This is a genomic window from Pseudomonas sp. ASL3, assembly GCF_056680425.1.
The window spans coordinates 2156953-2175260 of sequence record NZ_CM155281.1 but is presented as its reverse complement, the minus strand read 5'-3'; the positions used below and the strand labels follow the sequence as shown (position 1 = coordinate 2175260).

The 18308-nt window shown below is 56.4% G+C and carries 15 protein-coding genes, 7 pseudogenes and 1 riboswitch; of the genes and pseudogenes, 11 read left to right on the top strand and 11 right to left on the bottom strand.

Translation table 11 applies throughout. From position 1 onward, the window contains the following. The first annotated feature begins 34 nt into the window (after positions 1-34). Both AC1MEE_RS09935 and AC1MEE_RS09930 read left to right on the top strand, forming a co-directional pair. Positions 35-283 carry a glycosyl hydrolase family 65 domain-containing protein gene (locus tag AC1MEE_RS09935; RefSeq protein ID WP_480415167.1) on the top strand — a complete coding sequence of 83 codons (249 nt, stop codon included), beginning with the start codon at positions 35-37 and terminating at the stop codon, positions 281-283. 507 nt (positions 284-790) lie between these two features. Further along, positions 791-1588 (top strand): annotated as a pseudogene (locus tag AC1MEE_RS09930) (2-hydroxyacid dehydrogenase); the annotation flags it as partial. Positions 1589-1641: 53 nt separating this feature from the next. Here the strand turns inward: AC1MEE_RS09930 and AC1MEE_RS09925 are convergent. The 5 genes and pseudogenes from AC1MEE_RS09925 to AC1MEE_RS09905 form a co-directional block, all read right to left on the bottom strand. Further along, positions 1642-2505 (bottom strand): methyl-accepting chemotaxis protein, encoded by an 864-nt coding sequence (locus tag AC1MEE_RS09925; RefSeq protein WP_480416196.1) that lies wholly within the window; start codon positions 2503-2505, stop codon positions 1642-1644. Next, positions 2500-3252: pseudogene (locus AC1MEE_RS09920) on the bottom strand (MCP four helix bundle domain-containing protein); the annotation flags it as partial. The pseudogene AC1MEE_RS09920 and the gene AC1MEE_RS09925, both read right to left, overlap by 6 nt. A gap of 483 nt (positions 3253-3735) precedes the next feature. Beyond that, positions 3736-4935, bottom strand: a complete 1200-nt coding sequence (locus AC1MEE_RS09915; protein ID WP_480415166.1) for a YncE family protein — start codon at positions 4933-4935, stop codon at positions 3736-3738. Between the two features lie 455 nt (positions 4936-5390). After that, entirely contained in the window at positions 5391-6761 is a 1371-nt protein-coding gene (locus AC1MEE_RS09910) for a 2-hydroxycarboxylate transporter family protein (RefSeq protein ID WP_480415165.1), read from the bottom strand. A gap of 370 nt (positions 6762-7131) precedes the next feature. Beyond that, positions 7132-7521 (bottom strand): hypothetical protein, encoded by a 390-nt coding sequence (locus AC1MEE_RS09905; RefSeq protein WP_480415164.1) that lies wholly within the window; start codon positions 7519-7521, stop codon positions 7132-7134. Between AC1MEE_RS09905 and AC1MEE_RS09900 the strand changes: the two genes are divergently transcribed. The 3 genes and pseudogenes from AC1MEE_RS09900 (at position 7520) to AC1MEE_RS09890 (ending at position 8868) form a co-directional block, all read left to right on the top strand. After that, entirely contained in the window at positions 7520-7918 is a 399-nt protein-coding gene (locus AC1MEE_RS09900; RefSeq protein ID WP_480415163.1) for an OprD family outer membrane porin, read from the top strand. The genes AC1MEE_RS09905 and AC1MEE_RS09900 overlap by 2 nt on opposite strands. A 118-nt stretch (positions 7919-8036) precedes the next feature. After that, a pseudogene (locus AC1MEE_RS09895) lies at positions 8037-8138 on the top strand (hypothetical protein); the annotation flags it as partial. Positions 8139-8193: 55 nt separating this feature from the next. After that, a complete protein-coding gene (locus AC1MEE_RS09890) occupies positions 8194-8868 on the top strand; it encodes an OprD family outer membrane porin (protein WP_480416195.1) in 675 nt (224 codons plus the stop codon). A 244-nt stretch (positions 8869-9112) separates the two neighbouring features. Beyond that, positions 9113-9174: riboswitch (Fluoride riboswitch) on the bottom strand. A 160-nt stretch (positions 9175-9334) separates the two neighbouring features. Here the strand turns inward: AC1MEE_RS09890 and AC1MEE_RS09885 are convergent. After that, the gene (locus AC1MEE_RS09885) at positions 9335-10381 is read right to left on the bottom strand and encodes a DNA-binding protein (protein WP_480415162.1); all 1047 of its coding nucleotides are present in this window, start codon (positions 10379-10381) and stop codon (positions 9335-9337) included. Positions 10382-10567: 186 nt separating this feature from the next. Here AC1MEE_RS09885 and AC1MEE_RS09880 point away from each other — a divergent pair, with 186 nt between their 5' ends. From AC1MEE_RS09880 to AC1MEE_RS09870, 3 genes are all read left to right on the top strand, one after another. Next, entirely contained in the window at positions 10568-11047 is a 480-nt protein-coding gene (locus tag AC1MEE_RS09880; protein ID WP_480415161.1) for a hypothetical protein, read from the top strand. Further along, positions 10992-11585 carry a site-specific integrase gene (locus tag AC1MEE_RS09875; protein ID WP_480415160.1) on the top strand — a complete coding sequence of 198 codons (594 nt, stop codon included), beginning with the start codon at positions 10992-10994 and terminating at the stop codon, positions 11583-11585. The genes AC1MEE_RS09880 and AC1MEE_RS09875 overlap by 56 nt, the downstream gene beginning before the upstream one ends. Before the next feature lie 170 nt (positions 11586-11755). After that, positions 11756-12679 carry a LysR family transcriptional regulator gene (locus tag AC1MEE_RS09870; protein WP_480416194.1) on the top strand — a complete coding sequence of 308 codons (924 nt, stop codon included), beginning with the start codon at positions 11756-11758 and terminating at the stop codon, positions 12677-12679. 275 nt (positions 12680-12954) lie between these two features. On the opposite strand, the pseudogene AC1MEE_RS09865 reads toward AC1MEE_RS09870, so the two are convergent. Both AC1MEE_RS09865 and AC1MEE_RS09860 read right to left on the bottom strand, forming a co-directional pair. Continuing rightward, positions 12955-13101 (bottom strand): annotated as a pseudogene (locus AC1MEE_RS09865) (YciI family protein); the annotation flags it as partial. Positions 13102-13104: 3 nt separating this feature from the next. Continuing rightward, positions 13105-13866 (bottom strand): annotated as a pseudogene (locus tag AC1MEE_RS09860) (dioxygenase family protein); the annotation flags it as partial. Between the two features lie 226 nt (positions 13867-14092). On the opposite strand from AC1MEE_RS09860, the pseudogene AC1MEE_RS09855 reads away from it, so the two are divergent. Further along, positions 14093-14458: pseudogene (locus tag AC1MEE_RS09855) on the top strand (acyl-CoA dehydrogenase family protein); the annotation flags it as partial. Positions 14459-14737: 279 nt separating this feature from the next. Here AC1MEE_RS09855 and AC1MEE_RS09850 read toward each other — a convergent pair. Then, the gene (locus tag AC1MEE_RS09850) at positions 14738-15067 is read right to left on the bottom strand and encodes a hypothetical protein (protein WP_480415159.1); all 330 of its coding nucleotides are present in this window, start codon (positions 15065-15067) and stop codon (positions 14738-14740) included. On the opposite strand from AC1MEE_RS09850, the gene AC1MEE_RS09845 reads away from it, so the two are divergent. Together AC1MEE_RS09845 and AC1MEE_RS09840 are read left to right on the top strand one after the other, a co-directional pair. Beyond that, positions 14967-15527, top strand: coding sequence for a LysR substrate-binding domain-containing protein (locus AC1MEE_RS09845; RefSeq protein WP_480415158.1), 561 nt, complete (start codon positions 14967-14969; stop codon positions 15525-15527). The two genes, AC1MEE_RS09850 and AC1MEE_RS09845, sit on opposite strands and share 101 nt — an antisense overlap. 6 nt (positions 15528-15533) lie before the next feature. After that, positions 15534-15832, top strand: a pseudogene (locus AC1MEE_RS09840) (MFS transporter); the annotation flags it as partial. A 94-nt stretch (positions 15833-15926) separates the two neighbouring features. On the opposite strand, the gene AC1MEE_RS09835 reads toward AC1MEE_RS09840, so the two are convergent. Further along, a complete protein-coding gene (locus tag AC1MEE_RS09835) occupies positions 15927-16259 on the bottom strand; it encodes a carboxymuconolactone decarboxylase family protein (RefSeq protein ID WP_480415157.1) in 333 nt (110 codons plus the stop codon). A gap of 42 nt (positions 16260-16301) precedes the next feature. Beyond that, positions 16302-18290 carry a thioredoxin domain-containing protein gene (locus AC1MEE_RS09830; RefSeq protein ID WP_480415156.1) on the bottom strand — a complete coding sequence of 663 codons (1989 nt, stop codon included), beginning with the start codon at positions 18288-18290 and terminating at the stop codon, positions 16302-16304. Positions 18291-18308: the final 18 nt, after the last annotated feature.

Below are 18308 nucleotides of genomic sequence, written 5' to 3'. Positions count from 1 at the left end.
CATCAATGGGGATTAAACGCCCCAGGTAGTCTTCATGCAGCGGCCCAAGGCTATTGGTGTAGTTGCTGTACAGATAATTGTCCTCGTAACACTCAGGAGAAGAGTACACCGCCAAAACTTCGTCCTTGTGCAGCTCTTGAGCTGCATCGGCCTGGGCGTCGAAGCCGACCGGTTGCGTATGAACCCTTTTTACCCTGAGGAGTGGTCTTCGTTCGATTTGAACTATCGCTGGCGCGACACAGGGGTCAAAATCTCATCAGCGCCAACAGTTCGCTGGCTGTAGGAAATCGAGAATCAATTTTTGCTGATTACCGAACTCTCGCTCGATAACTGAGATCGCCCCAAGCTCTCGAAAAATCGCCTCAGTTTCGTCCAACTCAGCCTTAGATAGGCGTTTTTTCGGTAGGGATTGCTTCGACTTGATGTAGAAAGCGTAAAGCTTTTCGCCGCGCCAACCGAGTCAGGTTGGTCCACAGCATTCGGTGACGACTAAGCGCCTGGGCTTGTTGATTTTCGACCCAAGCCGCGTGAACAGCTGGCTCCGCCTGTAGGAGCTTGTTCACCGTTGAAATCGTGAGTTGGAACTCTGCACAAATGAAATGCTTCGACGCTCCACCGACGAGCCGCGTCAGTACCTCCATGCGAATTTCCGGCTTCAGCTTCTTAGGCCGTAGCTTTCCGGTTGGAAGGTCGCATTTTTTGATGCGAGTGCGTAGCTCGACCATCACGCGCTCGGGACCCAACAGAGGTTGCGTCATTGAGCACATATGCGCATAGGGGGGCATGCCCCCTTGACCTGGCGCCACGGCTGGAAGCCATCGCCAGTGTCTCGGTGGGGGTCGACAATTACGACATCGATTACCTGACCCGCCGACGGATCCTGCTCAGCAATACTCCGGACGTGCTCACCGAAACCACCACCGACACCGGCTTCGCCCTGATCCTGGCCAGTGCCCGACGGGTGGTGGAACTGGCGAACCTGGTGCGCAACGGACAGTGGACGCGGAATATCGGCCCGCTGCATTTCGGCACGGATGTGCATGGCAAGAAGCTCGGCATCATCGGCATGGGACGGATCGGCGAAGCCCTGGCCCAGCGCGGGCATTTCGGCTTCGGCATGCCGGTGCTCTACCACAGCCATTCACCCAAGCCTGAAGTGGAACAACGCTTCAATGCACGCTACCTGGGACTGCACGAGCTCTTGCAGGAAGCCGACTTTGTCTGCCTGACATTGCCCCTGACCCCTCAGACCGAAGGGCTGATCGGTAGCGGAGAATTGGCCCTGATGCGTCCGGAAAGCATTCTTATCAATATTTCCCGGGGCAAGGTGGTGAACGAACAGGCGCTGATCCAAGCCTTGCAGAACCGGCAGATCCGTGGCGCCGGCCTCGATGTGTTCGAGCGCGAACCCCTGGCGCCGGACTCGCCGTTGCTGAGCCTGGCCAATGTGGTGGCCACGCCGCATATCGGCTCGGCCACCCACGAGACCCGCGAAGCCATGGCGCGCTGCGCGGTGGACAATCTGCTCGCGGCCCTGGCCGGGGAGCGACCGGCGAACCTGGTCAATCCCCAGGCCTACCAGCGCTGAGACCCATGCCGTAGCGAGCGTCGCCACGGCACGGCACGGCAACGCTCGCAGCGTCAGATCACGAAGCGCGCGACCATGGTATTGAGGTCCACTGCCAGGCGCGACAACTCATGGCTGGCGGCACTGGTCTGGTTGGCACCGGCGGCCGACTGGGACGCCAGGTCGCGGATGTTCACCAGGTTGCGGTCCACTTCACGGGAGACCTGGGCCTGCTCTTCCGACGCGCTGGCTATCACCAGGTTGCGCTCGTTGATCAGGTTGATCGAGTGGGTGATCTGCTCCAGGGCGACACCGGCGGCACGGGCCATTTCCAAGGTGCTCTGGGTCCGCTGGTTGCTCTGCTGCATCGATTGCACGGCCTGGCCGGTGCCGTTCTGGATCCCGGCGACCATCTGCTCGATTTCCTTGGTCGACTGCTGGGTGCGATGGGCCAACGCCCGCACTTCATCGGCGACCACCGCAAAGCCACGGCCGGCCTCGCCCGCGCGAGCGGCCTCGATGGCAGCGTTGAGGGCCAGCAGGTTGGTCTGTTCGGCGATGGCACGGATCACATCCAGCACCTGACCGATATCCCGGCCCTGGGTCGCCAACCCTTCGATCAGCACCGAGGTGCTTTGCACGTCCAGGGTCATGGCCTGGATCGCCTCCACCGTCTGGACGACACGATCGCGTCCATCACGGGCCGCCTGATTGGACTGCTGCGAAGCTTCGGAGGTCGACACCGCATTGCGCGCCACCTCTTCGACCGCGCTGGTCATTTCGTTGACCGCCGTGGCCGCCTGCTCGATTTCGTTGTTCTGCTGCTGCAGCCCGCGGGACGACTCCTCGGTCACGGCGCTGAGCTCTTCGGCCGCCGATGCCAACTGGGTGGCCGAACCTGCGATTTGTTCGATGGTCTTGCGCAGATTGCCTTGCATCTTCGACAACGCTGTCAGCAAACGGGCCGGCTCATCCTTGCCCTCGGCGACAATGGCCTTGGTCAGGTTACCGCCGGCAATGGTTTCAGCCGCTTCGACCGCCTTGTTCAGCGGCACGACGATGCTGCGGGTCAACAGCCAAGCCAGCAGCACGGTCATCGCCGCCGCCAGAGCCGAGACCAGAAGAATGCCGAGGCTGGCGTTGCTATATTGCTCGTCAGCTGCGTTCGATGCGTCCGTGGCCCCCTTCATGTTGATATCCACCAACAGCTTGAGCTGCTCCTCCATCACATCCGAATTGGCCTTGAGCTGGTTTTTCATTAGGTTACCCAACTCCTCGACCTTGTTCTGGCGCGACAGCTCCAACGCCTGGTTCAGGCCCCCTATATAACTATCGAGCGTCGCCGCGAACTCCTTGTACTTGGCCAGCTCATCCCCATCAGCCGGTAAATCTGCGTAGGCTTTCTCGTCCTTGCGAACTTTGTCGATCAGACCAACGATGCGCGGATACTCGCTCTGCAAGGACTCGGGCTCACGGTTGATCAGAATCCGGTAGAACACAATACGCATACGTAGAATGTATTCGCCCACATTGTCCAGATATTTCACGCTGGGCAGTTGATTGGTATACATATCAACGGACGCTTGACGAATCACCGTCATACGAGTTTGGGAAAAGACCCCTAGCACAATCACCAGTAATGCAATGAATGCGAAACCGAGAAAGGCGCGAGGAGCGATTTTCATATTTCGTAGGGACATGGACTGCTCTCTTATAGATGTGAGGATACCTGCTTCCATACCGGAGACGCACCAGATAGCAACAGGCTATATCGACAGTGCCGACCCACTCCTTCCATCGATAGCAGGCTTGGACTGACTATCGGCAGGAGCTGTACATTTATTAGGGAAATTCTGAAAAAAACTTACTTACCTCACACGAACCGAACATTTAAACCCTGATGAAACAGATGTTCTTCGCCGACTCGAGTACACCGGAAAACGTAAGCAGACCCGGCGCGAGTGAGGCCATCTCGTTGCATTCCCTGCTGGAATTTATACAGGTCAGGTACATTACGAGGATGGCAATGGGAGGAAAGGCAAAAGCTATTGCGCATCAGCATTCGAGACGATACCGATCAAGCGCTTTTTCTGGATACACAGACGACCGACAGCCTTGCGCGCCGCCTGTATTGGCGACGCGCAAGGCTGGACGATCAGGATGAAAAATCAGTTACCTGGTTCGAAGACGGCAACGCAACCATCACAGCCACCACCCTTCGCGCCGAGCGGCACGAAGACGTGGTTATTCTTCTCGCTGACAGCGACCGAATGCGGGGTGCCGCCAGGCAGTTTTATGCGCTGGACGAGGCTGTTGGATTTCGCGTCGATGACGCCGAGTTCCGGGGCACCCGGCATGTTGCGCGAAGCGCTGTAATATTGATTGACTTTCGGATTGTAGGCGACCATGTCGGCTGCACCGAGACCGGGAATGACCTTGACCACCGAGCCGTCGGTTTTCATGACCACGAGCACCGGCTTCAAGCCGCCGTCCTTGCTCCCGGCGTCGCAACCCAACAGCAGATTTGCGCCAGGTCCTTTCACCAGCCCATTGGGATGGCAGTCATCCACAGGCATCAGTTTCTCGAGCTTGCCGCTGCTCGGGTCGATGACGGCGACTGCGCCCTTGGCCTTATCCTTCTTCAACTCGGGAACCGAAACATAGAACTTCTTCGTCACAGCATCGTAGATAGGCTGCTCGACTCCGTCCGTGGCATCCTCAAAAACAATCTTGGACACGACTTTATGCCCGGCCTCGGTCGAGAACAGCGTCAGGAACGGCGGCTCGTCAGCATTGTTGCCGACAATCACAACGTGGGCGTCTGGATCGTATGCCATCTCGTCAACCCGGGCCTTTCCGCCGGTCGAAAGGGTATCAGTGACTTTTTTCGTCTTGAGGTCGATGACCTTCACAGTACTGTCGCCGTCGCCGGCCCACAAATCGCCGCCAGCGACGACGATACCGTTCGGACCCGATACAGAGCTGCTCTTCAATTGCCCTACGAATCCGCCGAGCAGCCGGTCGACCATTTTGCCGCTGGTGACATCGAACACGTCGACAGACTTGTTGGATCTATCGGCCAAATAGTAAAGGTTGGTTGCCTGATCGACGTAGGTGATGTCGAAACCGTTGAGAGGTTCGCCTGGAATTTCCAATTTTCCGATCTGTTTCAGATCAGCAGCACTCACTGAAGTGGCAATTAAGCTCAAGGCCCATATTGCAGTTGCACAACCCAACAATTTCCGCTGCATATCTTGTTTTCTCCAGAGTTCTTCGGATATTTTTTTTATTCGCTTCCAGTAAGCCGCCCCTAGCCAACCGAGACGTCTAACACCTTCTACCGCCTGGTTAATTTTGGTCAAATGCATACACGATATCAACATTAGATGTGCTCACACGTGCAGATTGCGCGCCTTTAGGAAACATTATTACTTGCAGTCCCGCCATTCCGACTGCATTACAACAGCCGAATCACCCCCGATCAAAACATGCTCTGTCAAATCAACGGCGAGCCTGACGGAATCATTAATCCGAAATAGCCTTTTCATAAGCACTGACACTTTACCTCGCCCAAACACGCCACACTGAAGTCTTCAGAAAAACGCACTCCACCCCCATATCCATGAGTGTTGTTGAAACTGGATATATTCCAGACCTGGAGGGGGCTTTTGTCTGTCGTAAACAGATCGAAAAACTTGCGATGGCGGTTACAAAACCGAGGAAAAAGAGCAAGACGATGGGAGAGCAGCGACGAAGCACAGTCCCGCACTTCGTCGCTTGCACTCCATCAAACAGACCGAGTGAAACCCGGCCCGGGGTTTTCTTATGTCAACTGAGAGATGGCGATCAACGCCAATGTCACCATGATACCGCCGCCGATGCGCGTGGCGATTTGCGCAAACGGCATCATCTGCATGCGGTTGGCGGCGGTCAAGATCGCCACGTCTCCGGTGCCGCCCTGGCCACTATGGCAAGCGTTCACGATCGCGGTCTCGATCGGATACATTTTCATCCAGCGCCCGACCACAAAACCCGTCGCCATCAAGGTCACCACCGTTGCCACGATCGTGATCAGGTTGGGCAAATTGAAAGCAGCGACCAGCTTGTCCCACGGTGTCATGACGGCGCCGATCGCGAACAGCAAAGGATAAGTCACTGCCGTCGAAAAGAACTTGTAGACGACGAACGAACCTTGCTGCAATTGCGGCGACACCGCGCGCGACAGCTTAAGCACAACCGCGACAAACAACATGGCGACCGGCGCCGGAAATCCGAACAATTTGAAGGCCATCAAACCGACCATGTACAACGTGATGGCGGTGATGCCGGCCGCGGCGATATGGGAGATATCCATATGGCCCGGCAGGATTTCTTCGCTCGGCTCCATGTCATCGTGCTCGCCCGGCTGCAGACGGCCTTCGCCGGTCAGGTGCGGATGTTTCTTGCCATAGGCATTCAACAGTCCGGACAGCAGAATGGCCGTCAGACTGCCCAGCATCACCGGCGGCAGAACTTGCGCGAAAACATCACCCTGGGACACATGCTGGATGGCGGCATAACCGATCGACAACGGGATCGCGCCTTCGCCAACGCCGCCTGCCATGATCGGAACGACCAGGTAGAAGAAGGTGTGGAAGGCGCCCAAGCCCAACAAGGTGCCGACCAGGGTGCCGACGATGGCCGCCGCCACGGTGCCGGCAGCGAGCGGCACGAATATCTTCAGAAAGCCCTTGATGAGCACCGCTCTATCCATGCTGAAGATACTGCCGACAATGATCGACGCAATGAACAGATAAAGGAAATTGGACGATTTGGTAAATTCCGTCACATTCTTGAGAATCAGATCCGGCACCAGATGCTGGAAAGCCAGAAACGAGGGAATGAACGTGGCGAAAATCGCGGCGGCACCGATATTGCGGAAAAAGGGCAGGCGCTTGCCGAGTTCGCTGCAGCTATAACCGCCTATCGCCAGAATGGCGATCGACACGGAAATATCGGTTGGCACCTTGTCGGTGAAGGCGAATCCACCGAGCAATGCCAGCAGCAGCAGGTACACCGGCAGCGGTATGATACCGATGCGAATCTCTATGATCTTCCACCAGCCGTACGGCCAGAATTTAGTGGATACCTCATCCTTGTCCGGCATGGACTGCTTGGAAGAACCAACTTTCATATCTCTCTCCAGCGCTTTCATTGTTTTCATTGTTTTTATCAAACTCTCACACTGTCCGACTCAGAAAAAATCGCACTTTGTTTAGCTCCGTTACCGTGATGCCTTCTCCAGCAATATATATTGCCTCCTACGACATTGCAGATTTCAGTTATATATTAAGGATGTATGACACCCTCAATAAAATTTCTTGCCACTTGCTTCCGTGCGGCGCCTAGCGCAAACAAATCATGTGCCAAAAAGGACTCGGAAAAAACATCGCTTTTTTGAGCCGACTGTCACCGTAGCATGATTTTTCGTACGATGCACATCGAACAAGCGCCTTCACCCTACAGCAGGATACTTATACCTTCCTTCTGTCTCGCTCCGCAAAAATTTCAGAAGTGACACCCCCCTAAGACCAGAGGCACCCGCGCTGGGGTATTTGCCGCAACAGAAGAAAAAAGATTGAGCGAAAATAATGCACGTAACGCACCAAAATAGAACACAGCAATAAAGAAATACAGCAATCCAGCGCAGATGCAGATACGGATGCAAGCCATGACGCCCCATATTGAGGCGGCACTTCAAATCCGACAAAAAAATAAATCTGCAAACGGATCTCAATTGCCATAAAAATCAGCAACACACTGAAAACGCGGTTTACCCGACACACACCGACCTGATACAAAGCCGACGCAAAAATAAAAAAGAAAGAGCCGCCCAGATAAAATACCGGTGGGACGGCAGTATTCTTCCTAATAAAAACGGAGCAAATGACGATGCGCGTAATGAAGTGGAGCATGATCGCCCTGGCTGTTTCTGCGGCGGGTTCCCAACTGGCCATGGCCGAACCGTTCGTAACCGACCAGGCTGATGCCCCGGGTTTTGTTGGAGGCGCCAAGGCTGGTGTGGTTCTGGAGAACTTCTACTTCAATCGGACCAGGCAGGATCAAAAAGTTGGAAAAAGTAATAAAGACTCAATCGACTGGACCCAAGGCATCCGGGGCAAATTCAGCTCCGGCTACACTCAAGGGACTGTCGGTGTCAAGGTTGAAGGCTTTGGTGATGCTGCTTACAAACTCTATGGTCTTGACAATGAGGGTGGCTCGCTCAACCTACCCCGCAATAGCACCAATACTGGAAACGACAACAGCTACCCCCGGTGTCAGGATAGTTGTCGCCTTTGCGGATTGTCCTGAAAAGTCATATCGGGGGCGGAAAGAGATCGACCGTGGCGTATTATTCAAACGAACGAAGAGCCGCATTACTCAAGATGTTGCTACCTCCGCTTAACCTGTCGATGGCCGAGGTTTCCAACTGCAAAGCAGCGAAATCAAAGACCTCGATCTGGACGCCGGTCACTTCTACGCCAGCAGCAGCGAGGACAACACCACACTGCAAGGCAACCTCTTTAGCCAATACGGCGGTACTCCGATCAGAAGCATTGATTACGTGGGTGGTAAGTACGGTATCAATGAGATACCTGAGCGTATCCCTCTACGGTGCCAAGGCCCAAGACACGTGGAATCAGTACTACACCAACGCGAACTACACCCTTCCGTTGGCAACCGATCAGTCTCTGAACTTCGACTTCAACCTCTATCGCACCACCGACACCGGCGCGGCGAAAGCAGGCAAGATCTCCAACACCGCCTACTCGCTGGCAGCAGCCTATTCGTTCCTGAAGGCACACACCGTGACTCTGGCGTTCCAGAAGATCAACGGCAACGAGCCATTCGACTACATCGGTGCGGGTGACAAAAACCGCGGTACCGAGTCGATCTTCCTGAGCAACTCGATTGAGTACTCCGACTTCAACGCCCCGGGTGAAAGATCCCTCCAGGCTCGTTATGACATCAAAATGGCCGAGTACGGCATCCCAGGCCTGAGCTTCATGGTTCGTTATGCCCATGGCGAAGGTATCGACGGTACCCATATGAACGCTGCATATGCGCTCAATAACGGCTATGGCTCAGACGGGCATCACTTCGAAACCAACCTGGAAGCCAAGTACGTTGTACAGTCTGGTCCTCTGAAAAACCTGTCCATCCGTGCACGCCAGGCTTGGCACCGTGCCAATGCTGCCGAGAGCGAAGGCAACGTCAACGACTTCCGCCTGATCACCGACTACCCAATCAACTTCCTGTAATCAACTGATTACCTGCTGAATGATGTGACACTCGGTTAAAGAACGGCCCATCCTGGTGATGGGCCGTTTTTATTGTGCGCCAGGCATGGCGTGTAGCGCCGTGACTGGCGCTGTTCGGCTCACTGTGGTGGTGAAGTCGGACGACTTGGAGGTGAAAGTCCTCTACACACCCGGCAAGGGGAAGTGTTAGCCAGAGGCAAGGGTGTCGCGGGTGACCGCGAATCCGAAGGAAGCCCGAGGCAATGTATGGTCAGGCATCATCAGCACGAAGGCGGTTAGAGGAGGAATGCCATCTCCTTTAATCATCCTATAGCAGGGTCGCTCGAAGTTACAAGGTACTAAAGGACTTGAACTGACGTGCTTAAACCAGTACTTAGTTTTCGAAAAAACGCCATGCAATGTCGCGAAACTCCTGGGTAACGCCATAGAAATCAAAGCTGTCAGCAATATGCTCCAATGGCCATGTTCAGAGCTGGCCGCCCTTGGCCCCGAACTCCGAAAGTTGACTGGCGAGCACCGCATTGTCTTGCAGGAGAAACTGCTTCTCTGTGACCAACTCAGTCAATTGGATTTCAACCTGGGTTAAGCGTTCCACCAGCAGGCTTCGCTCCCGCTCGATCACCGCCTGGTTCGTCCGCGCCTCAGCCAAAAGCTGCTCGCCTTGACCATGACGCTGCTCCAGTGCCTGATGCGTCTGTTTTAATTCGGTGAGTTGAAGTATCAGGTGCTCCTGTGCGCTGCGGTTCTGGGTGAGCGCCTCTTGGGTTGTAAGCAGGGTACTTTGTAAATGCTCATTGCCCTGTGCCAGCTGTTGTTCCTGAGCCTTCAGTTCGCCCAGGCGAGTCTGCTGGTCGAACAAGCGTTGTCGGGTCAAAGTCAGTTCGTGTTCCAGGCGGTGCAGGCGTTGTTCAGCGCTTTGGCGCTCGTCTGCACGTTGTTGCGCGACCGACGCTTGATAATGCTCGAACTGAACCTGCGCTTGTTGCAGTTGTTGGGTCAGTGCGGCCACCTCGGTGACGCGATCAGCCAGACGTTGTTCGAACCCGCTCTTTTCACTGCCCAGGCTGGCTAGGGCAATCTCCTGACGCTGCACGGTGTCAGCCAGCCCTTGGCTGCGCGTAGCCGCAGCGGCCAGCGCCTGGGTCTGCTGCTCCTGAATGGTGAGTAAGGCGTCATGCTCGATGAGCACTTGCTGCAACTGCTTCTGCAGCGCAGCGGTAGCTACTTGATACAACTGCTCAGCCTGCTCGCATTGCACAGCGGATTCGGCCTGGACTTTTTCATACACGCCCTTCAGGGCTAGCACCAATTCGGCAGGAAGGCCGAGCTCGGCCTGGGCCAGTGTGTTGGGGTGTGCGGCTTTCCAGCGCTTTAACAAGGGGGCAATCGTGCTTTTGCTGCCGGTCCCGCCCAAGGCGGCTCGGATGCTGTCGATCGTGGGGTTGTGGCCTTCGGCCGCGAGGCGGGCCGCCGCGTTGGCGACATGCACGTAGAGGACACCTGAACGGGCCATGGACACCTCGGATTTTTTCGTACCGTATTATCGGAAACGTAATACATCGATTAAAGTACAGAATAGACCACAACGAAAAAAACGCTTTCTCACTCACGATAAGGTTACTTATCGTGGGTTAGCCGTTCACGATCGACATTTGCTTCTATAATCGGCGGTACACACGGCCTAAACAGGCGTTTCGTGATGACGACCAGTAATAACGACGACAGTGTCCCTCCAGTCCCGCTCGACGAACCGATTGCGCTGCTGCGTACCCCCGGTACGCTCGCCACGCCCGAGCAGTTGGCCCAGCAACATCAACGTTTTCTGGCAGCCGCCACTTCCGACAACACCCGGCGCACCTACCGCTCGGCCATCCGCCACTTTCTCGCCTGGGGCGGCATGCTGCCGTGCAATGAAGCCGCAGCGATTCGTTATCTATTGTTCTTCGCGGAAGTATTGAACCCGCGCACCCTGGCCCTGCGCCTGACGGCGCTGTCGCAATGGCACCGCTATCAGGGCTTTCCTGACCCAACCAACAGCGCCACGGTGCGGAAAACCTTGCGCGGGATTGAGCGAGTGCATGGGCGCCCTCGACAAAAAGCCAAGGCCTTGCTGCTGGAGGATCTTGAACGCATCGTGGCGCAACCTGGACACGCTCGAAGGGCTCGCCGCCCGGCGTGACAGCGCGCTGCTACAGGTGGGGTACTTCGGCGCGTTCCGGCGCAGAGAACTGGTCACGCTGGAGGTGGAAAATCTTCAGTGGGAGCGGGAGGGACTGCAGATCACGCTGCCGCGCTCCAAAACCGATCAGGGTGGAGAAGGACTGGATAAGGCAATCCCGTACGGCGACAGCGTCTGCTGCCCAGCGAAGGCACTACGGTGCTGGTTGGATGCTGCTCAGATCGAGCAGGGCCCACTGTTCCGGCGCATCAGCCGCTGGGGCAGCGTCGGCGAGGTGGCGTTGCACGAGGGTAGCGTTAATACCATCCTGTCGGCCCGTGCCGAAGCAGCAGGGCTGTCGTATGTGCCTGAGATGAGCAGCCACAGTCTGCGCCGTGGACTGGCCACTAGCGCCCATCGGGCTGGGGCGGACTTTCTGGAAATTAAACGGCAAGGTGGCTGGCGGCACGATGGCACCGTACACGGCTATATCGAAGAGGCTAGAGCCTTCGAAGAAAACGCCGCTGGCTCGTTATTACGACGTAAACCATCAACCTAGCCCCAAGTCCTGAAGCCGAGTTTTCGAAAAAACAGAAAGGCAATTAAAAACATAATGTTATGAGCGAAGTGAGTGAATTTTCCCCTTATCTCGGCATGCCCCCAAAGAATATCGACGAACCCTACCTTTCGAAATAGAATTGATTGCAAACCATCATTGCAGAAATGTCGATGTCAAAGATGCCAGATTTTGAAGGATTAGCGATGTTTGCAAAGGTAGCTGAGGAGCGATCCTTTGCGGCTGCTGCGAGGGTGATGGGTGTCTCCGTCGCAACGGTTTCACGAGGAGTTGGTCGCTTGGAAGAAAGGCTAGGTGCCCGTCTTTTAAATCGGACCTCCCGACAGCTCGCACTCACAGAATTTGGCCGCAGCATAGCGGAAAGCGCTAGTCGCCTGTACCGAGAGGCGGAAGAGACGGAGGGTATTGCACGCGAACTTTCGTCACAACCTAGAGGGCTCGTGCGATTGGCGATACCGATGACTTACGGCGTCCGCTGGGTTGCCCCGACTCTACCGGAATTTCTTCTCGCTTATCCCGAAGTGTCAGTCGATCTTCATTTGTCCGACGCGTCAGTCGACCTCATTGGGGAAGGCTTTGATGCTGCGATGCGGATCGCAATATTACCCGACTCATCTCTAGTAGCACGACGAATTAGCCGGGTTGCTCGGTATCTTGTGGCGTCTCCTAGATACCTTGAACAGCATGGTCACCCAAAACACCCTCATGATCTGGTAGGTCGAAATTGCTTGGGATACGCCTATCGAGCCCAGAGTGACGTCTGGCGCTTACTCAATAAATCAGGGGATGAGGTCAGCGTCTCCCCCAATGGCTCTCTGCGCGTCACAAATGTGGAAGCCTTAATCCCTGCCGTACTTGCAGGAATTGCGATAGCTGAGCTTCCAGAGTTTGTCGCCAGTGAATATCTACGCGATGGAAGACTTCAAGTGGTACTGCCAGAGTGGAGCATGCAGGAGGGAGGACTGTATTTTGTGACGCCGACCGCTCGCACCCGGCCAGCCAAAGTGGATGTGCTAGCGGATTTTCTCATAGCCAAATTATCTGATCCGGCTTGGCGTTTGACTAATCGATCCTAGGCGAATACTAGCGAATTACAGAGCGTAGCGAAATTAGGTCGATTCAAACAGCCAAAGCTATTGATTCAAAGCGCGTTGGATAACAGACGCTAGGATTTGAAGGTTATGGACGTCGGGCACACATACGAAAAGCCGAAGGTAGCTTTCGGCTTGAATCGTTATTCGATGAGATTAGTCACGCTCTTACCCATGGTGTTCACTTTCGACTTGAATGATCATCCCATCTAGACAGTGCACCTCTACTGCCTCCAATTGAGCACCTTTGCAAGGACATTTTCATCAAGAGTTGGGCCGCCGAAACGGACAATTACACGATGAGTTTCAGTCGCGCGCAGATGTTCACGATGAAGTGGTCTCAAGCGTTGACGCAAAGCCTGAGAGGCTGAGTTGTCCGTTGCGAATACTGCAAAAAACTGTCCCATGGATCACTCAGCTTCCATTACAAATTCGTAACACGCACGTTTGAACGGCAGTTGAATGTCCACATTGGCAGACAAATCGTCGTGAGTAACGCGCTGTTCATAGATGACTTTTAAAGATTGCTTAACGCCAAATACCGCATCGGATTCGAGGTACGGATCATCATGATTGAACAAATGAGTAACCAGCTTTCGATAGCCCGGTACGTCGATCATGAAGTGCAGATGAGCTGGGCGCCAAGGGTGACGATTGGCCGCATTTAGCATGCGTCCGACCGGGCCATCAGTGGGAATGGGGTAACACACCGGAACGATTGTGCGGATGGCGAAATAGCCCTCAGCATCTGTGCGATAGCGCCCGCGCAGATTACCAAAAGGCTGCGTACTATCCTGGCCTGAATACATTCCGTTCTCAGCGGTTTGCCAGACGTCCAATACTACTCCGGCAAGACCATTGCCGTGAGTATCGACCACCCTGCCCCTGACCAATGCGGTCTCTCCCGGGGTGAACGCCATATTTTCACCGAAGGACCTGTCTGGCATCCCATCGATGTAAAACGGTCCGAATACTGTGGTGTCGGTAGCGTTATCGCTGTGCCGATGATTAATCGCATCTACCAGCATGGAAACGCCGAGAGTGTCCGACAGCAAAATAAACTCTTGTCTCACTAACCCATCACATTTATGGCCCGTTTCCGTCAGAAACTGAATCCCTTCAAACCACTCTTTTTCGGTGAGTTCGACTTCGCTCACAAATGCGTGAAGGTGTAGCAGGCGCAACCTGGGGAAGTACGCATGACAGCATCCGTTCAGTGCTGGAGTTGCTCGCCACCGCAGACCCTGACCGCAAGTGGACACCGCGCGACATTATCAAACACCGCAGCATCGGTGGCCTGGGCCCCGTGTTGGTGGGCGGCCCTAAAACGGTGTCCGACGAGCTGGAGCGCTGGGTGGACGTAGGCGGTATCGACGGCTTCAACCTGGCCTATGCCAGGTCTACGCCGCCGAAGCGACTGCCCTGCGCGCCGCGCACGCCTCGCAGCGGGCGTATGTTGCGCACTTCGGCAAGGACGAGCAGGCCGAACGCGAGGCCAACATTGCCGCTGAGCTCGAGTCGGCCCAAGGGCAAGTGGCGATTTCTGAGCTGGTGCTTCGCGCCACAAGCGATCTGTTCAATGCCTTGGGCGCATCGACCCCCCGCGTCACCCTGCAACTCGACCGGCACTGGCGCAATGCCCGCACCGCGGCCTCACACAATCCGTTGATCTACAAAGAGCGGATCATTGATGACTGGGAAATCAACGGCACCGAGCCACCCTTTGTGTGGCAGATCGGCGGCGGCACTCCGCAAAACCGTTAATCACTCCCGAGACAGAAATAAGGCCAGCCTGCGTGCTGGCCTGCCCCCTGAGAATAGATCCGAACAGCGCTCTGCTGGATCAATCAAGAACAGGCGTCCGGCTATAGCCCAAAGCTTAGAAAACTGCTCTGTCTCACGGTTTGCGTCCATGACTCACCCTCGCAAAACAAAAAAGGACCCACGCAGGGCCCTTGTAATCAAAACGATCTTACTGAGTACGCTACGAGGTTTGGGCCTGCCCCGAAGCACATGGCAGAGAAACCGCCGCTGGCTCAAAGTCTACCTTCGCGCCAGCTCATGCCTGATGCACTCTTGATAGTACGTTTGCTTGACGCCGGCAGGCTTCATGCGCGAAGGACTGGAATAGGTCTGCTCCGTGATCCCCAAGGCCATCATGCGCATCCCGGGTCGAGCAAACCTGCGATCCTGAAGCTTCCTGCGTGCACCGTAGAGACTGATTCCAGAAAGCTTTGATTCCTGAGCGCCTCCAGCTATCACCGAACCCCAGTTGCACACGAACCTTTCACTCTCGCTCAGCTCCCGTGCCTGGGCCGAAATTGCGCCGAAAGCCAAAACAGTCACAGCCAGGATAAATCCCCAAATTCGCATCCTCCAAATACCTAACCTTTTGAAAGGCCGGGATTTTGACAACAATTTTGTGATCGGGGGGCCATCAATATGCCTCATGTTACGGCCGTTGTTGCAAGGTGTCAGAGCCTCGAACGGCGAATGCCTGGTGATGCGTTTCGGCATGAATATTTCGCGGGAGTGGACATTCAAGAACGAGGATGAGGAACACCGTGTCATTGTTCGCGGCAGAAGGGTCACAAACGACGGCGGCTTGGTCAGGCAGTGGTGTTTGGCCGGTTACGGAATTTGTCTGAAATCGATATGGGACGTGCGCGCGGATCTCAATGCGGGTCGACTCGTTGAACTACTGTCTGACTTCACCGTTGGTACCACCGCGCTACAGATCGTCTATCCACCCACTCGTGTTCAGCCAAGAAGGGTTCGGGCGCTGATCGACCGGATCGCCGCTGAGTTATCGCGGGTTGAAGATTTGAGGTGATGATGCAGCGTGCTACCGTCACTTGCGATAACAGTAGTATTGCTGCGCGGCGGCATTCATGGTGTTAGCGAGGCTGTGGCGACGTTGCCCAGATGGCACTTGGTGGTACCGATGTTGATGGGCGCGGCGGGTCTGCTGATCGCCGTCAACTTCGCCTCGCATCCGGCCATCGCATTCCTCGACCTGACCATCGCCACCATGGGCGCCCTCACCGGCCTGCCGACGCCGCGCTGTACCTGTTGGCCGGGGTGATCGTTGCCAGTAGCCTGCTGGCGCTACGCATGACTCATACATTGCGCGCGTGAAGCTCAAAAAGATTGCAGCCTTCTGCAGCTTTTGTATAAAAAACGCTAACTCATTGAACATAAAAACGAGTCTCGGGTTCACGCCAGGCTCGTTTTACTCAGATTTTCTTCCTCTCCCAATCACATCGTCCGCCCAGCTCATGGCCGCAACAACGGTCGGGAAACCAATCGTGCTCGTCAATGAGATCAGTGTGTGATGGATCTGTTCTGTCGTAGCGCCTGCCTCCATCGCCCGTCTGGTATGACTGTGCACTGCGCCCTCAGAACGGATGGCCGCCGCGGCACTGAGCTGGATCAGCTGGACGACTTTCTCCTCCAGCGGGCCGGCATGACGCGCAGCTGTACCCAAGGCCTCCACAGCGCCAAAGTAATCCGGGTACTGCTGTTTGAGACGTTGGTACGTGTTGTGCTCTCTATTCCTTTCCATCTTTGACTCCTCGCGTTGGAGATGCGACTCAGTTCTCGCCTTTCACTCCAGGCAGCGCTCTACGAGCTCAGCGGCACTGGTAACCGGGATTTTGCAGGTGCGGTTTCGGCACACATAGGCGCTGGTTTGCCCCGCGACCGTCTGCCGGCCCACGCCGATCGGCACATCCTCTGCGAAAGCAAGGACGCGTGCCGGCAGGTAGCGGCGCTGCAGGCTCGTCACCAAGGTGCTGGCGGCGGAGCGTTCGCCGGCGATGACGATGCTGATCGGGCCACGCTGTACAAAGTCCTGCGCCGCCAGGAGATGGGCGAAGCCGAAGGGATTTTGGGCCGCTGCGGCGCGGTACCTCGCGAACACCTGCTCGGCACGCTCACGGTAAAGCTCGCGGCCGGTTAGTTCAAAGAGTCGCAAGAAAGCGAACACACTGGTCGAGGTGCCCGACGGCCAGGCATTGTCGTGCGGTGCGCGTGGCCTGTGCACCAGTGTCTCGCCATCGCTGGGCGTGAAGTAGAGTCCGTCCTCCCAGAACTTCTCGAGGATAAGCTCGACCAGCTGTGTGGCGCGTTCGAGATAACGCTGATCGAAGTCGCACTCGTAGAGATCGATCAAGGCGTTGGCGAGGAAGGCGTAGTCATCGAGGAAGCCTGGAACCTTCGGTGTGCCCTCCCGCCAAGCCCGGTACAGGCCACCTTCGGGAGTCGAAAGTCGGTCCAGAATGAAGTCGGCGGCGCGCCTCGCGGCGTCCAGATGGGTTGCGGTTCCGGTCGCCTGATAGGCGGCGCAGAGGCCCTGGATCATTAGCGCGTTCCAGCTGGTGAGGATGTTCTCGTCGCGCCCCGGACGAATGCGCTGGGCACGCGCCACCAACAGCTTGCCGCGCAGGTCCGCCAGTTGCGCTTCCTGTGCCGCGTCCAGTGTGGCTGCGCGATGCAGCACGGTGCTGCCATGCTCGAAGTTGCCGGTGGCGGTCACACCGTAGGCCCGACAGGCCAGCGCGGCGTCCGGGGCGCCGAGTACGGCCTGCACCTGCGCGGGTGTCCACACATAGAATTTGCCTTCTTCACCCTCGCTGTCCGCGTCCTCGCTGGCGTAGAAGCCGCCCTCAGGGTGCGTCATGTCACGCAGGGTGTAGTCGATCGTCTCCTCGAACACCCGCCGCCAGGCAGGCTTGCCGGTCGCACGATAGGCGTCGGCATAGAGCTTCACGAGCTGGCCATTGTCGTAGAGCATCTTTTCGAAATGCGGTACGGCCCAGCGCTCATCCACACAGTAGCGAGCGAAGCCACCGCCCAAGTGGTCGTAGAGCCCAGCGGCGGCCATGCGATCGAGGGTCAGCTCCAGGGACTGTAGCAAGTCCGGCTGGTGCAGGCGCTGATAGAGGCGCAGGACCAGATCATGGCAGGCCACGTTGGGAAATTTCGGTGCGTTGCCCAGGCCACCGTGCACAGGGTCGGTGTTCTTGGCGAACAGCCGGGCGGCGGTGGCCGGCTGGTCTTGCTCAAGCGGCGTGTCGCCCTCCAGCATGAGCGTGTCCAGGGTGCGGTAACCCTGGAGGAACTGTTCGACGTTCTGCCGCAGTGCCACGCGATTGTTTTGCCAGGCTTCGCTCAGCCCAAGCAGGAGCTGAGTGAATCCAGGCAGGCCATGGCCCTCCTGCGGCGGGAAGTAGGTGCCGCCGAAGAACGGCTCGCGCTGCGGGGTGAGGAATACCGTCAGCGGCCAGCCACCACCCTGCCCCATCATCTGCACAACTTTTTGATAAATGTCGTCGAGGTCAGGCCGCTCCTGGCGGTCGACTTTGATGTTGATGAAGCGCTCGTTCATCAAGTGCGCAACGTCCGGATTCTCGAACGACTCGTGGGCCATCACGTGACACCAGTGGCAGGCGGCATAACCCAACGACAGGTGGATGGGCTTGTCCTCGTCGCGCGCGCGGCAGAACGCCTCCTCACCCCAGGGATACCAGTCGACGGGGTTCTCTGCATGTTGCCGCAGATAGGGCGAAGTTTCTTTGGCGAGTCGATTGCTCATCGCTGGCTCCTCACAATC

Coding starts and splice junctions, on each gene's coding strand:
- AC1MEE_RS09935 (WP_480415167.1), top strand. CDS start 35: ATGCAGCGGCCCAAGGCTATTGGTGTAGTTGCTGTACAGATAATTGTC.
- AC1MEE_RS09925 (WP_480416196.1), bottom strand. CDS start 2,505: ATGCAAGGCAATCTGCGCAAGACCATCGAACAAATCGCAGGTTCGGCC.
- AC1MEE_RS09915 (WP_480415166.1), bottom strand. CDS start 4,935: ATGCATTTGACCAAAATTAACCAGGCGGTAGAAGGTGTTAGACGTCTC.
- AC1MEE_RS09910 (WP_480415165.1), bottom strand. CDS start 6,761: ATGAAAGCGCTGGAGAGAGATATGAAAGTTGGTTCTTCCAAGCAGTCC.
- AC1MEE_RS09900 (WP_480415163.1), top strand. CDS start 7,520: ATGATCGCCCTGGCTGTTTCTGCGGCGGGTTCCCAACTGGCCATGGCC.
- AC1MEE_RS09905 (WP_480415164.1), bottom strand. CDS start 7,521: ATGCTCCACTTCATTACGCGCATCGTCATTTGCTCCGTTTTTATTAGG.
- AC1MEE_RS09890 (WP_480416195.1), top strand. CDS start 8,194: ATGAGATACCTGAGCGTATCCCTCTACGGTGCCAAGGCCCAAGACACG.
- AC1MEE_RS09885 (WP_480415162.1), bottom strand. CDS start 10,381: ATGGCCCGTTCAGGTGTCCTCTACGTGCATGTCGCCAACGCGGCGGCC.
- AC1MEE_RS09880 (WP_480415161.1), top strand. CDS start 10,568: ATGACGACCAGTAATAACGACGACAGTGTCCCTCCAGTCCCGCTCGAC.
- AC1MEE_RS09870 (WP_480416194.1), top strand. CDS start 11,756: ATGTCAAAGATGCCAGATTTTGAAGGATTAGCGATGTTTGCAAAGGTA.
- AC1MEE_RS09850 (WP_480415159.1), bottom strand. CDS start 15,067: ATGCGAATTTGGGGATTTATCCTGGCTGTGACTGTTTTGGCTTTCGGC.
- AC1MEE_RS09835 (WP_480415157.1), bottom strand. CDS start 16,259: ATGGAAAGGAATAGAGAGCACAACACGTACCAACGTCTCAAACAGCAG.
- AC1MEE_RS09830 (WP_480415156.1), bottom strand. CDS start 18,290: ATGAGCAATCGACTCGCCAAAGAAACTTCGCCCTATCTGCGGCAACAT.